We start from the raw sequence: 17,945 nt of genomic DNA on the forward strand, positions 1-17,945 counted from the left end.
AAAATGTTTATCTTTAATTATCAATCACTGTAAACCTTTTTCAGGACGGGACAATCTCCAGACGGTTGTAATATTGCACCGGGAAAGACCCGCCCTCGGAGGCTTTTCAAAGTTTTCACAAAAAATTTTCCGCCGCGGATTTTGTTATCGCCAGATAACAGCGAGCTGTACCTTTGTATGCCGAAAAATTTTTCGGCATACAAAGGTGCTCGCTCTGCGAGGCCGGGTGGCGTTCCCGAGTCACGCCACTTAAACTACCAGCTTGATGACAACCACGAAAAAGAGGATCGGACGCCCGACAACGACAGATCCCAGAGTCCACAGGTATAATTTCAAACTCACCACCGAAGAGAATATCCGCTTTAAGCAGATGCTTTGTGAGGCAGGATTGGAGCATAACCGTAGCCGTTTTATCGTCAAAAGGCTCTTTGCCGAGGAGTTTGTCGTCATCAAACGCGATCCGTCGAAGACGCAATTCGTCGCCCGGCTGAATGATTTTTATTTCCAATTCCAGAAACTTGCGAACAACTACAACCAGATTGTAAAGGCTGTCAATTCGCACTTTTCCAACGTTGCTATCCCGCATCAGATCGCTGCATTGGAGCAACGGACCCGCGAGCTGAAAGCCCTGAGTATCGAGATTCTCAACCTCGCAAAACAGGCTAAGGAATGGTTGCGAATATAAGATCGGGCTCCTCGCCCGGCGGAGCCTTGTACTACAACAAGGAGAAAGTGGATAAGAATGAGGCCGAAGTGCTCCTCTGGCAGAAGATGCTCGAACCCTTCAATAAACACGGGCGAATGGATATCGATGCCTGCATGGAGAGCTTCCGGCCCTACCTCGAAGCTAACAGAAGGACGACCAATACGGTCTTCCATGTCTCGCTGAATCCTTCGCCGGAAGACAGACTGACAGACGAACGGCTCCGGGACATTGCCCGCGAGTACATGGAGCGCATGGGTTACGGCGAACAGCCCTATATCGTTTTCAAGCACAAGGACATTTCCAGAGAGCATCTCCATATCGTGTCGCTGCGGGTCGATGAGCAGGGCCGCAAACTCCCGCACGATTTCGAGGCCCGGCGCTCGATGGAAATTCTGCGTGATTTGGAGCGGAAATACGGTCTGCATCCGAGTATCAAAGGCGAGGAACAAGCAGACAGGCTCGGCTTGCGCAAAGTAAACTATAAAGAGGGCAATGTCAAACAGCAGATATCGTCCGTCGTGCGGTCGTGCTTGTGCAATTACAAATGTTCGTCCTACGGAGAGTTTCGCACCCTGCTGGAACGTTTCAATGTCTCAGTTGAAGAACGTACGGGAACCATCGACGGCAGGGATTATGCCGGAGTGATCTACGGGCCCTGACCGATGACGGCTATGGCATCGGTACTCCGTTTAAATCGAGCCGTATCGGCCGGGATGTCGGCTACAAGGCTCTTCAAAAGTATTACGAGCGGTCGAAGAGTGCGCTGAAGCAGGACGGAACGCTCGACCGACTTCGGCAAACAGTCAAAGACGCCATGAGCCCACACAATACACGGGACGAGTTCCGGCGACTGCTCAAAGCGGAGAATATCGACACGATTTTCCGCATTAACCCGGTCGGCAGAATCTATGGTGTGACTTTCATTGACCATAACGACGGCATCGTTGCCCGCAGGTCGGTACTGGGAAAAGAGTTTTCGGCAAATGTTTTCAATGAACTCTATCCGGCACCGAAAAACGACAAGCAGGTTCCAGAACAACACACAGCACCGTAACACGAAATACAAAACCATATCGCCAATCCTATTTCTGGCATTGTCGATACGCTATTGGACCTGACCGACACGCAGGCCTATGAAGAACAGCAGCGGCAGATGCAACGATTTCGAAAGAGGAGGTGACATTTTTTTGATATGAAGACTGATACTTACTGTACGAAGGATCTTTCGCGGGTGGGAAGATGTTTGATTCATAGGACATTATGTTGCTTTTCAGATAAGAAGTATATCGCTTATAGAGTAAAAAACGTAATTGTAAACGAGGTTTCGGTGTCCAAAGCGTTACCTCGTTGACTTTTGCTTAGAAATTGTGTATTGTGTTGAATTAGATCATGTTAATGCGTTGTTCGTCTTGGCGGCCGACTCTGCCGAAATTATTTTTGTAACCCTCAAGAGGCGTGTGCAGTATGTTGACGCTGTGGCATGTTGTCAGACAAGACGAACTGTTTATAGAGTGATTCTCTGGCCGACTATAATATTTATAACAAAAGTCCTATGTTCGTATATAGGACTTTTGTCATTTTGTACATTCAAGCGTATAGATGTCATCCGGAAATGTCGCAATTCGGTTTCCGTTCAGGTATTCAGCCGTGCATGGTCTGCGAGGAACTTCTCCAGCCCGCTGTTCGTCATCGGATGTCTGAGCAACCCTTCGATTGCCGCAAGGGGGCATGTCGCCACATCGGCTCCCGCATCGAGGCACTGGATAATATGCTGCGTATGACGGATCGAAGCGGCCAGCACCTGCGTTTTGTAACCATAGGTGCGGTAGACCTTCACGATGTGGGCTACCAATGCCACGCCGTCTTCGGAGATGTCGTCGAGACGTCCCACGAACGGAGACACGTAGGTCGCTCCGGCCTTTGCGGCGAGCAACGCCTGTCCCACGGAGAATACCAGCGTGCAGTTCGTCCGGATATCCTTGGCGGCAAAATATTTTACGGCCCGGATTCCTGCGGCCGTGCAGGGCAGTTTCACGACGATGCGGGGATGCAGCGCCGCCAGCGCCTCACCCTCTCGCACCATTCCTTCGAAGTCTGTGGCTATGACCTCGGCGCTCACGTCTGCAGATTTCAACATAATGACGGTTGCAGTTTTCCGTACCCCGGATGTTCTCTTTGGCCATCAGCGATGGGTTGGTCGTTACGCCGTCCAGGACGCCCAGTTCATGCGCCTTGCGGATTTGTTCCAGATTGGCCGTGTCGATAAAGAATTTCATGGCTCAAATAGTTTTTACGGTTTCTTAAAGATACGAAGAAAATTCCAGACTACAGAAATCGTAGAGCGAATAACGTTAGAGTGTTGTCAGTTATGATCTATCAGCTTTGCTCGGTTGTGGGATTCGTAAAGGAGGCCGTCAAAAAAAAATCATGTTGTTCTGCCAAGTATAGGTGTCGGTGCAACTGCCTCGGTATGCGTTGGCAGAGTAGCCTTTTAATTGACGCTAAAAGAGGTATTTTACAGAATACTTGACTTTAAAGCATATTAAAATTTTTGGTTTTGATATGCTTTGATGAGTTTTTGTGCTATCTTTGGATATTCATTTAATATAGAATTTGCCTCTTCTTTGAAAAAAAGAAAGGTAGATAAGCATTGTAAATACCCGGGCTAAATTTTTACTCGCAGATGATAAAAAAACTGTTTTTTACATTGCTTTGCACTGCTGTCTGCCGAACGATATCGGCACAGGTGGTTGATCCTTATGTCCCGGCGCCCGAAAACCTTCGGGCTCGGACGGAGTTTCAGGATGCCAAATTCGGCATTTTCCTTCATTGGGGGCTCTACTCGCTGCTCGGCACGGGCGAATGGACTATGACCAACCGCAATATCAATTATCAGGAGTACGCCAAGCTGGCCAATGCGTTTTATCCACATGATTTCGATGCCGCGGAGTGGGTCTCGGCCATCAAATCCTCGGGTGCGGGGTACGTCTGCTTCACGACGCGCCACCACGACGGCTTTTCGATGTGGGACACCGCGCAGACGGACTACGACATCGTGGACGCCACGCCGTATAAACAGGATGTCGTGAAAGCGCTCTCCGACGAGTGCTCCCGTCAGGGCATCCGCCTGCACCTCTATTATTCGCTGATCGACTGGTACCGCGACGACTGCCCGCGCGGGCGGACGGGGCTTGGGACGGGGCGTCCCGGCACGGCGATCAGCTACGAGCGTTACTACGATTTTATGAAACGCCAGCTCACGGAACTGCTGACGGGTTACGGTTCGGTGGGCGCCGTGTGGTTCGACGGGGTGTGGGATCAGGATCAGAACCCGGATTTCGACTGGAAACTCCGCGGGCTGTACGACCATATCCATGCCATCAGGCCGGCCTGTCTGGTGGGTAACAACCACCACCTGGTTCCGTTCGAAGGCGAGGACATCCAGATTTTCGAACGCGACCTTCCGGGCGAGAACACCGCCGGACTTTCGGGGCAGGAGATCGGCCGCCTGCCGCTCGAAACGTGCCAGACGATGAACGGCATGTGGGGCTACAAGATCACCGACCTCGACTACAAATCGTCGAAGACGCTGATCCACTACCTCGTGCGGGCTGCGGGCCGCAACGGAAACCTGCTGCTCAACATCGGTCCCCAACCCGACGGAAAACTGCCTGCGACGGCCGTCGAACGGCTGCGGGAGATGGGCGAATGGCTCGCCCGGTACGGCGAAAGCATCTACGGAACCCGCGGCGGCGACATCCCGCCCCACGACTGGGGCGTGACGACGCGCAAGGGCGACAAACTTTACGTGCATGTGCTCGATTTGCAGGACGATGCGCTGTACCTGCCGCTTGCGGAAAAAGTCGGGGAAGCCCGGTGCCTGAACAACGGCGAGCGGGTGAAGTTCGACACGCTCCGGGGAAAAGGGATCGTCCTGAATCTGGAGCATGTTCCCGAGGATACCGACCGAATCATAGAACTCACTTTACGATGAAAAAAACGACACAGCTATTCGCCGGCCTGCTTATGCTCACGGGCGTGTTGTCGGCGTGCTCCCCGGCCGGCAACGAGGGTTTCATGCGGCGCGTGGAGACCGATTTCCGGCACAAACAGGAGCTGCTCCCCCGGGGCGATCTGTTCGGGATATTCGACGAACCGATGACGCCGCAGGAACGCGATGCAATGACGTTTCTCTATGCCTATATGCCCGTGGGGGACATTACCGACTATCTGGGCGATTTTTATCTGGAAAACGTGCGCTGTGCGCTGTCTGTCCGGCAGGAGATGCCTTGGGGCAGGAGCGTCTCCGACGAGTTGTTCCGGCATTTCGTGCTGCCCGTGCGGGTCAACAACGAGTGTCTCGATGATTCGCGCCGGGTATTTCACGATGAACTCAAACCCCGCGTCGAGGGGCTGTCGATGTATGACGCCATCCTCGAAGTGAACCACTGGTGTCACGAGAAGGCCAACTACCAGCCGTCGGATGCGCGAACTAGTTCGCCGCTGGCCACCGTGCGCACGGCTTACGGCCGCTGCGGCGAGGAGTCCACGCTGCTCGTTGCGGCCCTGCGGTCGGTGGGCATCCCGGCCCGGCAGGTCTACACGCCCCGCTGGGCGCACACCGACGACAACCACGCCTGGGTAGAGGCCTGGGCCGACGGACGGTGGCATTTCCTCGGGGCCTGCGAGCCGGAACCGGTGCTCGACCTGGGGTGGTTCAACGCCCCGGCCAGCCGCGGGATGCTGATGCATACCAAGGTCTTCGGCTATTACGACGGTTCGGAGGAGGTGATGAAAACCACGGCCAACTACACCGAGATCAATGTGATCTCGAACTATGCCGCGTGCGCCCCGCTCACCGTGACGGTCACCGACACGGCGGGCAGTCCCGTGGAGGGTGCGACCGTGGAGTTCAAACTTTACAATTACGCCGAGTTCTACACCGTATCGCGCAAAACGACCGACGTCCGGGGGCGGGCGTCGCTGTCGGCGGGTCTGGGCGATATGCTTGTCACGGCTGTCTGTGATGGCCGGTTTGGGGTTCGGAAGGTTTCTTTCGGGAGGGAGACGGAGGCGACGGTGGTGCTGGAGCATGCGATCGGCGACGAATTCTCCTTCCCCGTCGACATCGTTCCTCCGGCCGAGAGCGCGAATTTGCCGGAGGTGACGGCCGCTCAGCGTGCGGAGAACGACCGTCGCTTCAACCGCGAAGACTCCATCCGCAACGCCTATATCGCCACGTTCCCGGCGAAACCCGCCGTTGCGGAGTTTGCACGTTCTGTCGGCATGAAGCCGGACGATGTGGCCGGATTTATCGCCGCTTCGAGAGGCAATCACGCCGAAATTATGGATTTCCTGCGCGGCGCGAGCCGGAAAGGATGCACCGGGCGGGCGCTGCAACTGCTCGCCACGCTGTCGGAAAAGGATCTGCGCGATACGCCGTCGGCGGTGCTCGCGGATCATCTTTATAATACGGACAAGAATGCCGACGCCGCGACCGTGCTGGCCCCGCGTGTGGCCGATGAGATGCTCACGCCCTACCGGTCGTTCCTGCAGCGGGAAATTCCGGCCGCCGATGCCGCCGCGTTCCGCCGTGACCCGCAGCGTCTGGTGGCGTGGTGCCGCGACAGCTTGACCCTGCGTCCGGAACTCTGCACCGTCTCCACGACCATCTCGCCCGAAGGCGTGTGGCGTAGCCGGACGGCCGACAAACTCTCGCGGGCTATCTTCTTCGTTGCCGCGGCTCGTTCGCTCGGCATCCCGGCGTGGATCGACCGCGTGACGGGCAACCTCTTCTACCGCCATGCCGGGAAGGATGTGCCCGTCGATTTCGACGCGGCCGGGAACCGGGAACTGGAGACCGGGCGGCTGCAATTGAACTATGCGCCGATTCCGCGTCTCGACGATCCGGAGTATTTCCGGCACTTCTCCCTTTCGCGCTTCGACGGGCAGTCGTTCTCCCTGCTGAACTATCCTGATTTCGAGCGGTGGAGCGAGCTGTTCCGGGCTCCCGCCGATCTGGAAACCGGTTATTATATGCTTGTGACGGGCAGCCGGCTCGCCAGCGGCAGCGTGCTGGGGAACGTGTCGTTCTTCAACGTCCGTCCGGACAGTACGACCGAAACGAACCTGACGATGCGCGACAATTCGGAGGCGGTTCGCGTGATCGGGAGTTTCGATTCGGAGTCGAAATTCACTGACGCCGCGACGGGAGCCGAAACGTCGGTCCTCACGACTGCGGGACGTGGTTATTTCGTGATCGGATTGCTGTGCGTCGGACAGGAGCCTACAGATCATGCGCTGAAGGACATCGCGGCCAAAGCCGCGGAGCTTGAAGCGTGGGGACGCTCGCTGATCCTGCTCTTCCCCGACGAGGGGGCGTACCGGAAATACACGGCGTCGCCCGCGGCCCCGCTGCCGGCGACCGTCACCTTTGGCATCGACCGCGACGGCTCGGTTCGCAGGCGGATTCTCGAAGCGATGCAGCTGCCGGGGAACGTTTCGCTTCCGGTCTTTCTGATCGGCGATACGTTCAACCGTGTCGTGTTCGAATCCCACGGCTATACGATTGGCCTCGGCGACCGTCTTTTGTACACCATACACCAATTATGACCGGAATTTATGACGACTGAACTTTGCGCCTATACCTGCGATGCGTGCGATATAGCCCGGCGGACAGGCGTCACGCGCATCGAGCTTTGTGCCGCGCCCTTCGAAGGGGGTACGACCCCTTCCGCCGGGCTGATCCGCTACGCCCGGAGTCTACCGGGCCTGCGGCTGAGCGTGATGATACGCCCTCGGGGCGGGGATTTTTGCTATACGGATGCCGAAACGGCGCTGATGGCCGAAGAGATTCGCTTCGCCCGTGCCTGCGGAGCCGACGGGGTGGTCCTCGGCGTGCTGACCCCCGACGGAGAGGTGGACGAGACGCGCACGGCGCAGCTTGTCCGCGAGGCTGAGGGGATGGAGGTGACGTTCCACCGCGCGTTCGACATGACGCGCGATCCCCGGCAGGCGCTCGAAGCGGTCATCCGCACCGGATGCCGCCGGGTGCTCACCTCCGGAGGCCGCAATACGGCGCAGGAGGGTGTCGGGACGCTGCGAGCCTTGGCGGCGCAGGCGGCCGGCCGCATCGAAATCATGGCCGGAAGCGGCGTCAATCCGTCGAACGCCCGCCTGCTGGCCGCCACAGGGGTCGATGCCCTGCACTTCAGCGCCCGCCGGGAACGCGAAAGCGGTATGCGCTTCCGTAATCCGCAGGTCTCGATGGGCGGGTGCGCCGGCGTTCCCGAATACACCCTGACCGATGCCGACGAAGCATTCGTCCGGCAACTGTTGGCCAAGCTGGAATAACAACGATTGATTTCAGCTCGGAGGGTGTGGTGCTCGGATGTGGCAGCCAGACGGTTGTCACTGTGTATATTTCACCCCGACTATCGGGATAAGGTAATGTGAGGTTTGCAGGACGCGGGCGTGGTATATCCACTCATCTGGAAAGAGATCATATTTATATATAGTATATTTTATTCCATCCTTGTTTTTGGTTTGGCGGAGCAGTTTCGAAGCGGTTGCCCTGCCCGATTTCGCCGTCGGTCTGAAGTGCGAATCTGTTCTTAAAATGCGCATTTTGCAAGACTTTTTTATGCATTTAGAGCGTAATTGCTGATGATTTTTTTGCGAAAAATTAATTAGGATAAAATCTTTTTATTATTTTTGCGACAAAGAGAATCCTCTTTCCTCGTCAAATTGCGAGGGGGGGGGATTTTTCCTTGGCGCCGTTCTCGTGTCAAGTCGATAAAATCCCGAAAACTCGATAAGTAATTTTTCTGGAATCCGTTCAGGGTTTCATTTTGTAGATTGTATCGACTGTTTTAAGTATGGCATTTCATTATGCTTATCACATCCGAAAGCCAAACCGGGAAGCCGGTTCATTAAATCTCATCCTATGAAAAAGTTGTACCTATCCTTTCTGGCCATGCTTTGCATGGCAGGAGCGTCCGTACTGAATTCATGTTCGGACGACGATTCCACTTCATCCGGCAACCCCGACATGCCAGAAAGCGGGAATGCCCTGATCTGCAACGGTGTCGTACGGGAAATCAAATCCGCCGTCTACTCGGTCGAGACACCCGGAAACGGCGAAAAGGCAGATGCTTCGGAAGCTGCCTCCGTCTATACGATCTATCTCTCGCCGACGGCAGGGCTTGTGGATGTGGACGGCATGCTGATCGCCGACGATGCCGTCAAAATTACCGTCAAACAACCTTCCGGAGCCGTCGATTTTGCGGTTGCCGGCAACGGAATCGCCTATGGGGAGATCGACGTAAACTCCTCGAACGTCGGAGAAGCCTCGAAAGCGGATCTCTCGGTCGAGTTCCTCTCGGCCCGCGTCGCTCGTATTTCCGCCGAAATCGAAACCGGCGGAAAAACGCTGACGGTTGCCTATTACGGACTGTGCAAGAATTCCGACGCTTCGGAGGTGGGAGATGACGCAGACAAGGTGTTGCTGGATAAAGTTCCGCTGTCGTGGTACCTCGGCCCGGTCAAGGGCGTGGAGTCGCACAACTATTATATGGCCTTCACGGATGCCGAGCATACCGTATCCAAAGGGCGGGTGACGCTCAAAGAGGCGGGTTACCTTTTCGTGGCCGACCTCTATGCGGTTCCGGGCGAAGATGCCTACACGCTTCCCGAGGGTGAATATATGGCCAGCCAGCTCAACGAGGATCACACGTTCACGGCCCAATATACCGGCGTTCAGTATATCGACGCCGAAGGCAATAAGACCCAGTTGTCGCTGGTTTCGGGAGAGCCGTTGAAAGTCACCCGCGAAGGCGACATCTGGATCATTTCGCTTCGTTTCGTCGATACGGACGGTTCCGAAAAGAGCATCGTCTATGAGGGACAGCTCCAGATCGTCGACCAGCCGGAGGACGGCGGTTTCTACCTGCCACAGATCGGACGCGACGTGGACGTGGTCGGAGTCAGCGCCACCGCGACCTATTACGGCAACATGCTCGAAGCAGGTACCGGCATGATGCAGATCAACATTTACGACGAAACCTACGACACGGAGGAGGGGCAGGGCGGTCTCGCCGCTGCGCTCGTCGTATTCAACGACCTGTTCGGCAATCCGAAGGAAGCCGTGATCAAGCCCCACGAATATCTGGCCAACACCTCGTTCCAATGGGGGTCGTGGATGCCCGCCGTGGAAATTCCGATGGAGGGGCTGGTATTCCCGCTCGGCACTTATGTCCAGTTGGACGACGGAACCTCTTTCGGACAATTTTCCTACGGAAAGGAGGGCATCATCAAGATCGAGGCCGCCGGTACGGCCCAAGGCGAAGACGGCAAAATAGAACCGGTATACAAGATCGAGTTCAACCTTACCTCGAAGGACGGCTTTACCCTCAAGGGCTCGTACACCGGAGTCATTCCGATCACCGACGCATCCGACGACAAGTCCGATGACGACGGCACCTCGACGCTCGAGCGTGACTACGACATGGATCTGTCGAAGATCAAAAAGGCGCATTACTATACTTCGGATCAGGTCTATATCCAAGGCATCGGCTACAAACCGATCAGTTCCTACGGATGCGGTCTGCAATTCATCAATATCGGTATCGAATGGGTAGGAGACCATCTCGAAGACTTCGTGGATCGCGAGCCGGGCGGTGACATCGTCCGTGTGGAACTTACCACCGAGCCGGGCAAGGAGAACGAAATCACTCCGGGAACCTACGAGGTGACCGAACAGCGCTGGCCGGAATTCATCAAGCCCGGCGTCATGATGCGCGGCATCATGCTGAACGGCGCTTTGAGCGGCAGCCGATGGATGCACCAGACTTACTCGACATGGGGAGACGGCAATGTCTTCGAATACATGGACGCACATGCGCTGCTTTACGGCGGTCAGGTTACAATCACCAAAGTCGAGGGCGAAGGCAAGGACAACTGGTACCGATTCGAGGTCGACGGCATCTGCGTGCGCAAGCATCATGTGCGCGGAACGTGGGAGGGCCCTGTCGTAAGCCAAACGGGGCGTGCTGCGGCTGAGAAGGATCATCTCGAACCGCCCAGGCTGCTGCGTCGCCTGCCGGCTCCGTCGGTTCCGATGAGCCGCCTGGCCGAAGAACTGCCGGGCGTCATGTTCCAAAAGGCCGGAATGACCGAATGACAACAGAAAAACCGGATAGCGCGGGGTTTTCCCGAACCCCGCGCTATTAAAAACAATCGTTATGAAAAACTCGACCCATTACAGACTGCGCGCGCTGGCGTGCGCGTTGCTCGCATCGGCAGCCATGCTGGGTGCATGCGATGACGACGATCCCAACGACGACCCCGACCCCGGGAAGAAGCCTCCTGTAACTCTGACCGATCAAATCCAGTACGACGGAGGCGATCTCGTCGGCATCAAGTCGGCAATCTATGTCGCTGAAGAAGACGGCAGCCACACCTTTTATCTCTCGCCGACCGAGGGGCTGATCAATGCCGAGCAGATGAAACAGGCCGACGATTATCTGCGCGTGATGGTGGAGAGCCCCAAGGGCACCGTGAACACGGCCTCCGATCCGTTCGAAATCGAATACAAGGATATTTCGGTGAAAAAGACGACGATGAACGACGTCGCGAGCGTAGAACTCTCCGCCGATCTGGTGACGGAAACCCGGCTCAATCTCTATACCTACGTCGAATTGAAGAGCGGCAAGACGCTGATCGCCCGTTACCAGAATACCTGTACGGAAGAGCGTGACGTCGAACTGACGAACCAATACGAGATCGACAATCGGATCGCCGCCGTCGGAAGCGTCGTCGAGTGGCGCAATGTCCGCGAAGGCAACCGCCGCTTCTGCCTCTACGAGCAAGAGGGCCTGGCCGCTCCCGAGGAGGGGGCTGCGGGCGTGGAGATTCTGCTTGCCGAGGAGCTGTTCGGAACGGAGGAAATCGACCTTGCGACAGCTGATCCCGCGAAGGTGCAGATTCGCTGCGGTGAATTCGCAACGGGCGCCGGGACGACCGGAACGCTGACGGCGAAGTACCTGACGGATAAATTCGGCACGATCGAGGGGCTCATCGTCGCGCTTGACGCTTCGAAAGACGGGAAGCGCCTGCGTGCCGCCTACGAAGGCACGTTCGCCGGAGGCTATGCGGCCACCAATACGATCAAGGTGACGGAGCCGGCAGCCGGAGGCGAGGCTGCGGCCGCAGCCGAGGCCCCGATCGCCGCGCTCTTCTCGCAGGAGCCGCAGGTCGGCAGCTACGTATTCGCTTTGGGCGATGCCGAAACGGCCGCAGCCCCGGCTGATCTTGCCAAAGGTCATTGGGCTGCGTATGTGCGGGTGCTGGCGGCCAAGTTCGACGGCGTGATCGACGTTGCGGCGCAGACCTCCGATTACTGGTTCCGGCTCTACGACCACAAGACCTATCAGACCTACTACGGCGAGGATGCGGGACTGACCGGTACGATCGAGACCCATCCCAATCCCGCTGGCGGCAAGGAGATTTATCTGCGGGTAAATCTGACGCTGAAAAACGGCATCGGGGTCGAAGCCGAATACTACGGTGTGCCGACGGCTGCGACGGCCGACGCAATGGATGAAGAAACATTGAAGCCCGTCAAACCGTTCGAGCCCTATATCAAATTCCTGGACAAGGATAACAAGGACATGCTGTATTGGCCCGTTACGGCGATGGAGGTGCGGCACGACCCGGCTTATCGGGATAGTTATACCGGCGATCTGCTATCGGGATATTGCTTCTATTTCCGGAATGCTTTCACCGAGAGTATCGATGCGGATAATACTACTCCGATGTTTTTCCTGCCGGACAGCTACCTCGACCATGAAGGAGAGATCGACCTGCCTGCGGAAGGCACGAATTGCAAATGGAACCTCAGGTTCCAGTATATGTATCTGTCCTCATATAACGGGTACGGATATTCCGACAAGGCTAAGTACTGCATGCGGTGTCCCGAGAAGGCGGCAGTGACCGTCAAGCAGGAGAACAAGAAGTGGATCTTCAAATTCTCGATGGTCGATTGGGGAGTATTCAGTACATGGAACCCTGATCCGACCGGAACCGGAAACACCTTGATCATCGAATTCCGGGGCAAGGCTGACAAGTATTCGGGCTCGAAGCCGAACGACCTTGCAGACGATTTCTACGAATAGGCTGCGATCCGGCCGGTTCGGTGACCGGACAGGCGGATGACATCCCCCCCCCTCCGGGCTTCCGGAAGGGGAGGAGGAATGTTTCGGCTCCGCGCCGGGACACGAAGACGGCAAATTTTCTACAATCATTTTTTTACCAGCGTTAAAATGGCGCATTTATGACCAAAAAAATCTTTCTATCATTGATGGCTGTTCTCGGCCTGTTCTTGTCCGCCCATGCGCAGGAACGGGAAATTACGGGTTCGGTCAAAGATCATGCGGGGGCCGGCATCGTCGGCGCCACCATTCTGGTCGAAGGCACTACGAAGGGTACGACCTCCGGTGCGGACGGCAGCTTTTCGATCAAAGCCGCACCGGACAATGTGCTGGTCGTATCGTTCATGGGTTATCAGTCCCACACGATCAAGGTGGGAACGCAAACCCGGATCGACGTCGTGCTGAAAGAGAACACACAGGCTATCGACGACGTGATCGTCGTGGCGTTCGGTACGGCAAAAAAGGAGGCTTTCACCGGTTCGGCGACCGTCATCAAATCGGACGACATCGCCAAGTCGCAGCAGTCGAACGTAGCGCAGGCTCTGGCCGGAAAGGTCGCGGGCGTGCAGCTGACCAACACCTCAGGACAGCCGGGAGAGAGTCCGACGATCCGCATCCGCGGTTTCAGTTCGCTCAACGCCGGCAACGATCCGCTCTGGATCGTGGACGGCATGCCTTACTCGGGAGACCTGAACAACCTCAACCCGAGTGACATCGAATCGATGACTGTGTTGAAGGACGCCGCCTCGAACTCGCTGTACGGCGCCCGCGGCGCCAACGGCGTAGTGATGATCACCACCAAAAAGGCCAAGTCGCAGGAGGCTCACGTGACAATCGACGCCAAGTGGGGCGTCAATTCGCGCGCCGTCCAGGATTATGCGTACATTACCAACCCGGCGCAATTTTACGAACTGCATTACAGTGCGCTGAAAAACTACTATGTCAATTCGGGAATGAGTGTCGGCGAGGCCCATTTGCGCGCCAATACGAATTTGACGGCCAATGCGAATGACGGAGGTCTGGGCTATATGGTCTATACGGTTCCTTTCGGGCAGGAGTTCATCGGCATCAACGGTAAGGTCAATCCCGCTGCGACTCTCGGCCGCCGTCTCGTCTATGAGGGCAAGGAGTACTACATCCGTCCCGACGACTGGACCGATGCGGCTTTCCGCTCGTCCCTGCGTCAGGAGTACAACGCTTCGATCTCCGGCCAGACCGGGAACGCCTCGATCTACGGATCGTTCGGCTATTTGAACAACGAAGGTATCGCCTACAACTCGGACATGGATCGTTATACGGCCCGTCTGCGCGTGGACTATCAGGCCAAGAAGTGGCTCAAGTTCAGCGCCAATGCCAACTACACGCATTTCCGCTACAACCAGATCGACGACAGCGGCGCCGGTAACTCGTCGGGCAACGTTTTCGCTTATACGACGGCCGTCGGTCCGATCTATCCGCTCTACATCCGCGACGGCGAGGGTAATGTCATGTACAACGAGGACGGCATCAAGCTCTACGACTACGGCAACGGCGACAATGCCGGTATGGAGCGTTCGCTCTTCCCCAACAGCAACGCCCTCTCGGATTCGCGTCTCAACAAACAGGAAGCCGAAGGCAATGCTTTCAACGGTACGGGATATATCGACGTCACCTTCCTCAAGGATTTCAAATTCACGTTCAACGCCGGCGTTTCGCTCGACGAAACCCGCTCCACCTCGGTTACGAATCCCTGGTTCGGACAGTTCGCCAGCGAAAAAGGCATGGTCTCGAAGGGCCATCAACGGAATTTCGACCTCAACCTACAGCAGATTCTCAACTACACCAAGCAGATAGGCTCGCACAACATCAACGTGATGCTGGGCCACGAGTCCTACCAGAACCGCATTTACACGCTGTCGGCCACGAAAAGCAATATGCTGACGCAGGAAAACGACGAGCTTGCCGGGGCGATCATCGACAAACAGGGAGCCGGCTCTTACCGGGTTGAGTACAACAACGAGGGTTATTTCGCCCGTGTCATGTACGATTACGCAGGCAAATATTTCGCCTCGGCCTCCTACCGCCGCGACGCTTCTTCGCGTTTCCACCCCGACCACCGCTGGGGCAACTTCTGGTCGCTGGGCGGCGCATGGATCATTTCGAAAGAAAATTTCATGGAGAGCACCTATGAATGGCTCGACAATCTCAAGCTGAAGGCCTCGATCGGCTCGCAGGGTAACGACAACATCGGTAACTTCCGCTACACGAACACCTACACGATCGAAAACGCCAACGGAAAGGTCTCGACCGTCTTCAACGCCAAAGGATCCGAGAACATCACCTGGGAGACCAACTCCAACTTCAACGCCGGTGTGGAGTTCAGCTTCCTGCGCGGTACGGTTTCCGGAGGCGTCGAATATTTCCTCCGCAAGACGACCGACATGCTGCTGTCGTTCCCGGTAGCTCCGTCGCTGGGCTATTCGTCCTACTACGCCAACGTGGGCGACATGCGCAACAGCGGCGTCGAAATCGAGCTGAACTTTACGCCGATCCGACGGGAGCATGTCCAGTGGGACATCAACCTCAACATGACGCACCTGCGCAACAAGATCACCATGCTGCCTTCTGAACGACGGACCAAACAGGTCGATGGCTACTCCGGTTACGTGAGCGGCTCCACTTTCTTCGGAGAAGGGCTTCCGATGTACACTTTCTACATGAGGAAATATGCCGGTGTTTCGGACGAGGGCCTTTCGATGTGGTACATGAACGAAACCGACGACAAGGGCAACCCGACGGGCAAGCGCGTTACGACGACTGAATATGCCAAGGCGTCGGACTATCTCTGCGGCGACCCGATTCCCGATCTCTACGGCGGTTTCGGCACGAGTGTCAATTTCCGGGGCTTCGACCTGAGCGTGGCCTTCACCTACCAGATCGGCGGTCTGGCTTACGACTCGGGATACTCCGCGGCGATGTACTCGCCGGCCAACAAGACGACGGGTATGAACTGGCACAAGGACATCCTCAATGCATGGTCGGCGGACAATGCGTCGTCGAACATCCCGCGCCTGCAGTATGAAGACAAGGATCAGAACGGTATGTCTGATCGTTTCCTTACGGACGCCAGCTACCTGAACCTACAGAACATCAACTTCGGCTACACGCTGCCGTCGAATTTCACCAAGAAGGTCGGAATCGAGAAGGTGCGCGTCTACCTTGCCTGCGAGAATGTCTGGTACTGGTCCAAACGTCAGGGATTCGATCCCCGCTACTCTTATTCGGGATCGACGAGCCAGGCCACCTATTCGCCTGTAAGGACGATTTCGGGCGGCATCAACATTCAATTCTAATCGGCCTCAAACACTTTACGACAAACGACATGCATATGAAAAAAGCGACAAACATAACGCTCGCGACGCTGGCGGCAGCTTTGCTGGCAAGCAGCTGCATCAAAGAAGCCGACCCCTATGAAATAGCTACCGAGGATCAGGTCACCCTCGAAACGCTGATAGAAGGCATTCCGGCCTCACTCGTACAGGCCGGTTCCGCAGGCTATGCAAGCGAAGGCCAAGCCTGGGATTTTGCCCTGCCGGCCATCCATATCGCCACGGAATCCATGACGGGCGACGTCGCCATTGGCGGCAATATCGGCTACGATTGGTTCGCACAGTGGGGAACCAACGAAGCGCTCGGCGCCGACTATGCCGTGGGTGCGCTTACGTGGAATAACTACTATGCGTGGATCATGGCGGCCAACAACGTCATCAAACAGATCGACGCCTCGGATTTCGCGACGCTCGACGCCACGCAGAAGTCCTATCTGGGCTTCGCCTACGCCTATCGGGCCATGTTCTACCTCGATCTGGTGCGTCTGTACGAGTTCAAGGAGAACAATTACACTGAAGCGCCCGGGGTTCTCGGGCTGGGCGTGCCCATCGTACTGCCCGAGACTACCGAGGCCGAGGCCAAGAACAACCCCCGTGCCAAGGTCGACGACATCTACGATCAAGTGATCTTCCCCGACCTGGACAAGGCCGAAGAACTATTGAGCGGCTTTACTGCTCCCGACAAGTATACGATCAGTCCGGCGCTGGTCTACGGCCTGAAAGCCCGGGCCTGGCTTGAGCGCGGTACGGCCAAGAACGACGCCGAAGCCTATGTTTCCGCCGCCGAGTACGCCCGCTTGGCCATTAACGCCAGCGGCTGTACGCCCCTGACGCAGGAGCAGTGGGAAGACCCCTCGAACGGCTTCAACAGCGCCACGGCGAACAATGCCTGGATCTGGGGCCTCGCCCTGCCGAGCGAAAGCGTTGCCAACCTGTTCTGCTTCACGGCGCACATGAGCACGGAGAATGCGTGGAGCGCCTACGGAAACGACGCCTGCCGCTGCATCAACAGCAACCTTTACAACAGTATCGACCTGCGCGACTTCCGCCGCCATTCGTGGCTCGATCCCGACCGCAAAGACCCGGAGAAGGAGTCCTACGACTACAAAAGCTGCCGCAAAGAGGGGAAGGAATACTTCAATGAACTGCCCGATTACGCGAACATCAAGTTCCGTCCGGCGCAGGGCGCTTATGAGGATTTCAAGGTCGGCGGAGCCGCAGACCATCCCTACATGCGCGTCGAGGAGATGTACTTCATCGAGGCCGAGGCCAAGGCGCATGAAAATCTTGGCGAAGGAATTCGGCTGCTCAATGAGTTCATGAACAACTACCGCATTGTGGGCGGAGGTTACGACTGTACGAACATGTCGTCGTCGGTTGAAAATTTCACCAACGAGCTGATGCTTCAGAAGCGCATCGAGTTCTGGGGCGAAGGCATCGTCATGTTCGACATGAAGCGGCTCGACATGTCCACCCGACGGGGCTATGTGGGAACCAACTCTCCTGCCTCGTACCGGCTGAATACGGAAGGCCGTGCACCCTACTGGAACTTCGTGATCTCGCGCGGTGAGACGCAGAACAACCCCGTCATCGCCACGCAGAACAATCCCGATCCTTCGCAAACGGTCAAGCCGTGGAACGGGTGATGACCATCTGCGATCA

8 protein-coding genes and 2 pseudogenes are annotated in these 17,945 nt (G+C 56.5%); 9 read left to right on the forward strand and 1 reads right to left on the reverse strand.

Going from position 1 to position 17,945, the window contains the following annotated elements; translation table 11 throughout:
- Positions 1 to 265: 265 nt before the first annotated feature.
- Positions 266 to 685, forward strand: a complete 420-nt coding sequence (locus DW189_RS12695) for a mobilization protein (RefSeq protein WP_014775548.1) — start codon at positions 266 to 268, stop codon at positions 683 to 685.
- Positions 670 to 1,886 (forward strand): annotated as a pseudogene (gene mobB, locus DW189_RS14790) (conjugal transfer protein MobB). The gene DW189_RS12695 and the pseudogene mobB overlap by 16 nt, the downstream one beginning before the upstream one ends.
- Before the next feature lie 453 nt (positions 1,887 to 2,339).
- On the opposite strand, the pseudogene fsa reads toward mobB, so the two are convergent.
- Positions 2,340 to 2,982, reverse strand: a pseudogene (gene fsa, locus DW189_RS12705) (fructose-6-phosphate aldolase).
- A gap of 407 nt (positions 2,983 to 3,389) precedes the next feature.
- Here fsa and DW189_RS12710 point away from each other — a divergent pair.
- The 7 genes from DW189_RS12710 to DW189_RS12740 all read left to right on the forward strand — a co-directional run bounded on the left by DW189_RS12710 (position 3,390) and on the right by DW189_RS12740 (position 17,929).
- Complete coding sequence (locus DW189_RS12710) at positions 3,390 to 4,700, forward strand: alpha-L-fucosidase (RefSeq protein ID WP_014775549.1); 1,311 nt, start codon at positions 3,390 to 3,392, stop codon at positions 4,698 to 4,700.
- The gene (locus DW189_RS12715; RefSeq protein WP_014775550.1) at positions 4,697 to 7,318 is read left to right on the forward strand and encodes a transglutaminase-like domain-containing protein; all 2,622 of its coding nucleotides are present in this window, start codon (positions 4,697 to 4,699) and stop codon (positions 7,316 to 7,318) included. The genes DW189_RS12710 and DW189_RS12715 overlap by 4 nt, the downstream gene beginning before the upstream one ends.
- Before the next feature lie 9 nt (positions 7,319 to 7,327).
- Positions 7,328 to 8,059 (forward strand): copper homeostasis protein CutC, encoded by a 732-nt coding sequence (locus tag DW189_RS12720; protein ID WP_014775551.1) that lies wholly within the window; start codon positions 7,328 to 7,330, stop codon positions 8,057 to 8,059.
- A gap of 592 nt (positions 8,060 to 8,651) precedes the next feature.
- Positions 8,652 to 10,886 carry a hypothetical protein gene (locus tag DW189_RS12725; RefSeq protein ID WP_117508442.1) on the forward strand — a complete coding sequence of 745 codons (2,235 nt, stop codon included), beginning with the start codon at positions 8,652 to 8,654 and terminating at the stop codon, positions 10,884 to 10,886.
- 61 nt (positions 10,887 to 10,947) lie between these two features.
- Complete coding sequence (locus DW189_RS12730; RefSeq protein WP_117508443.1) at positions 10,948 to 12,879, forward strand: hypothetical protein; 1,932 nt, start codon at positions 10,948 to 10,950, stop codon at positions 12,877 to 12,879.
- A gap of 185 nt (positions 12,880 to 13,064) precedes the next feature.
- Entirely contained in the window at positions 13,065 to 16,247 is a 3,183-nt protein-coding gene (locus DW189_RS12735) for a SusC/RagA family TonB-linked outer membrane protein (protein WP_117508444.1), read from the forward strand.
- A 35-nt stretch (positions 16,248 to 16,282) separates the two neighbouring features.
- Positions 16,283 to 17,929 carry a RagB/SusD family nutrient uptake outer membrane protein gene (locus DW189_RS12740; RefSeq protein WP_042493479.1) on the forward strand — a complete coding sequence of 549 codons (1,647 nt, stop codon included), beginning with the start codon at positions 16,283 to 16,285 and terminating at the stop codon, positions 17,927 to 17,929.
- Positions 17,930 to 17,945: the final 16 nt, after the last annotated feature.

It is taken from the genome of Alistipes sp. AM16-43, from assembly GCF_003435745.1.
GTDB lineage: Bacteria > Bacteroidota > Bacteroidia > Bacteroidales > Rikenellaceae > Alistipes > Alistipes onderdonkii.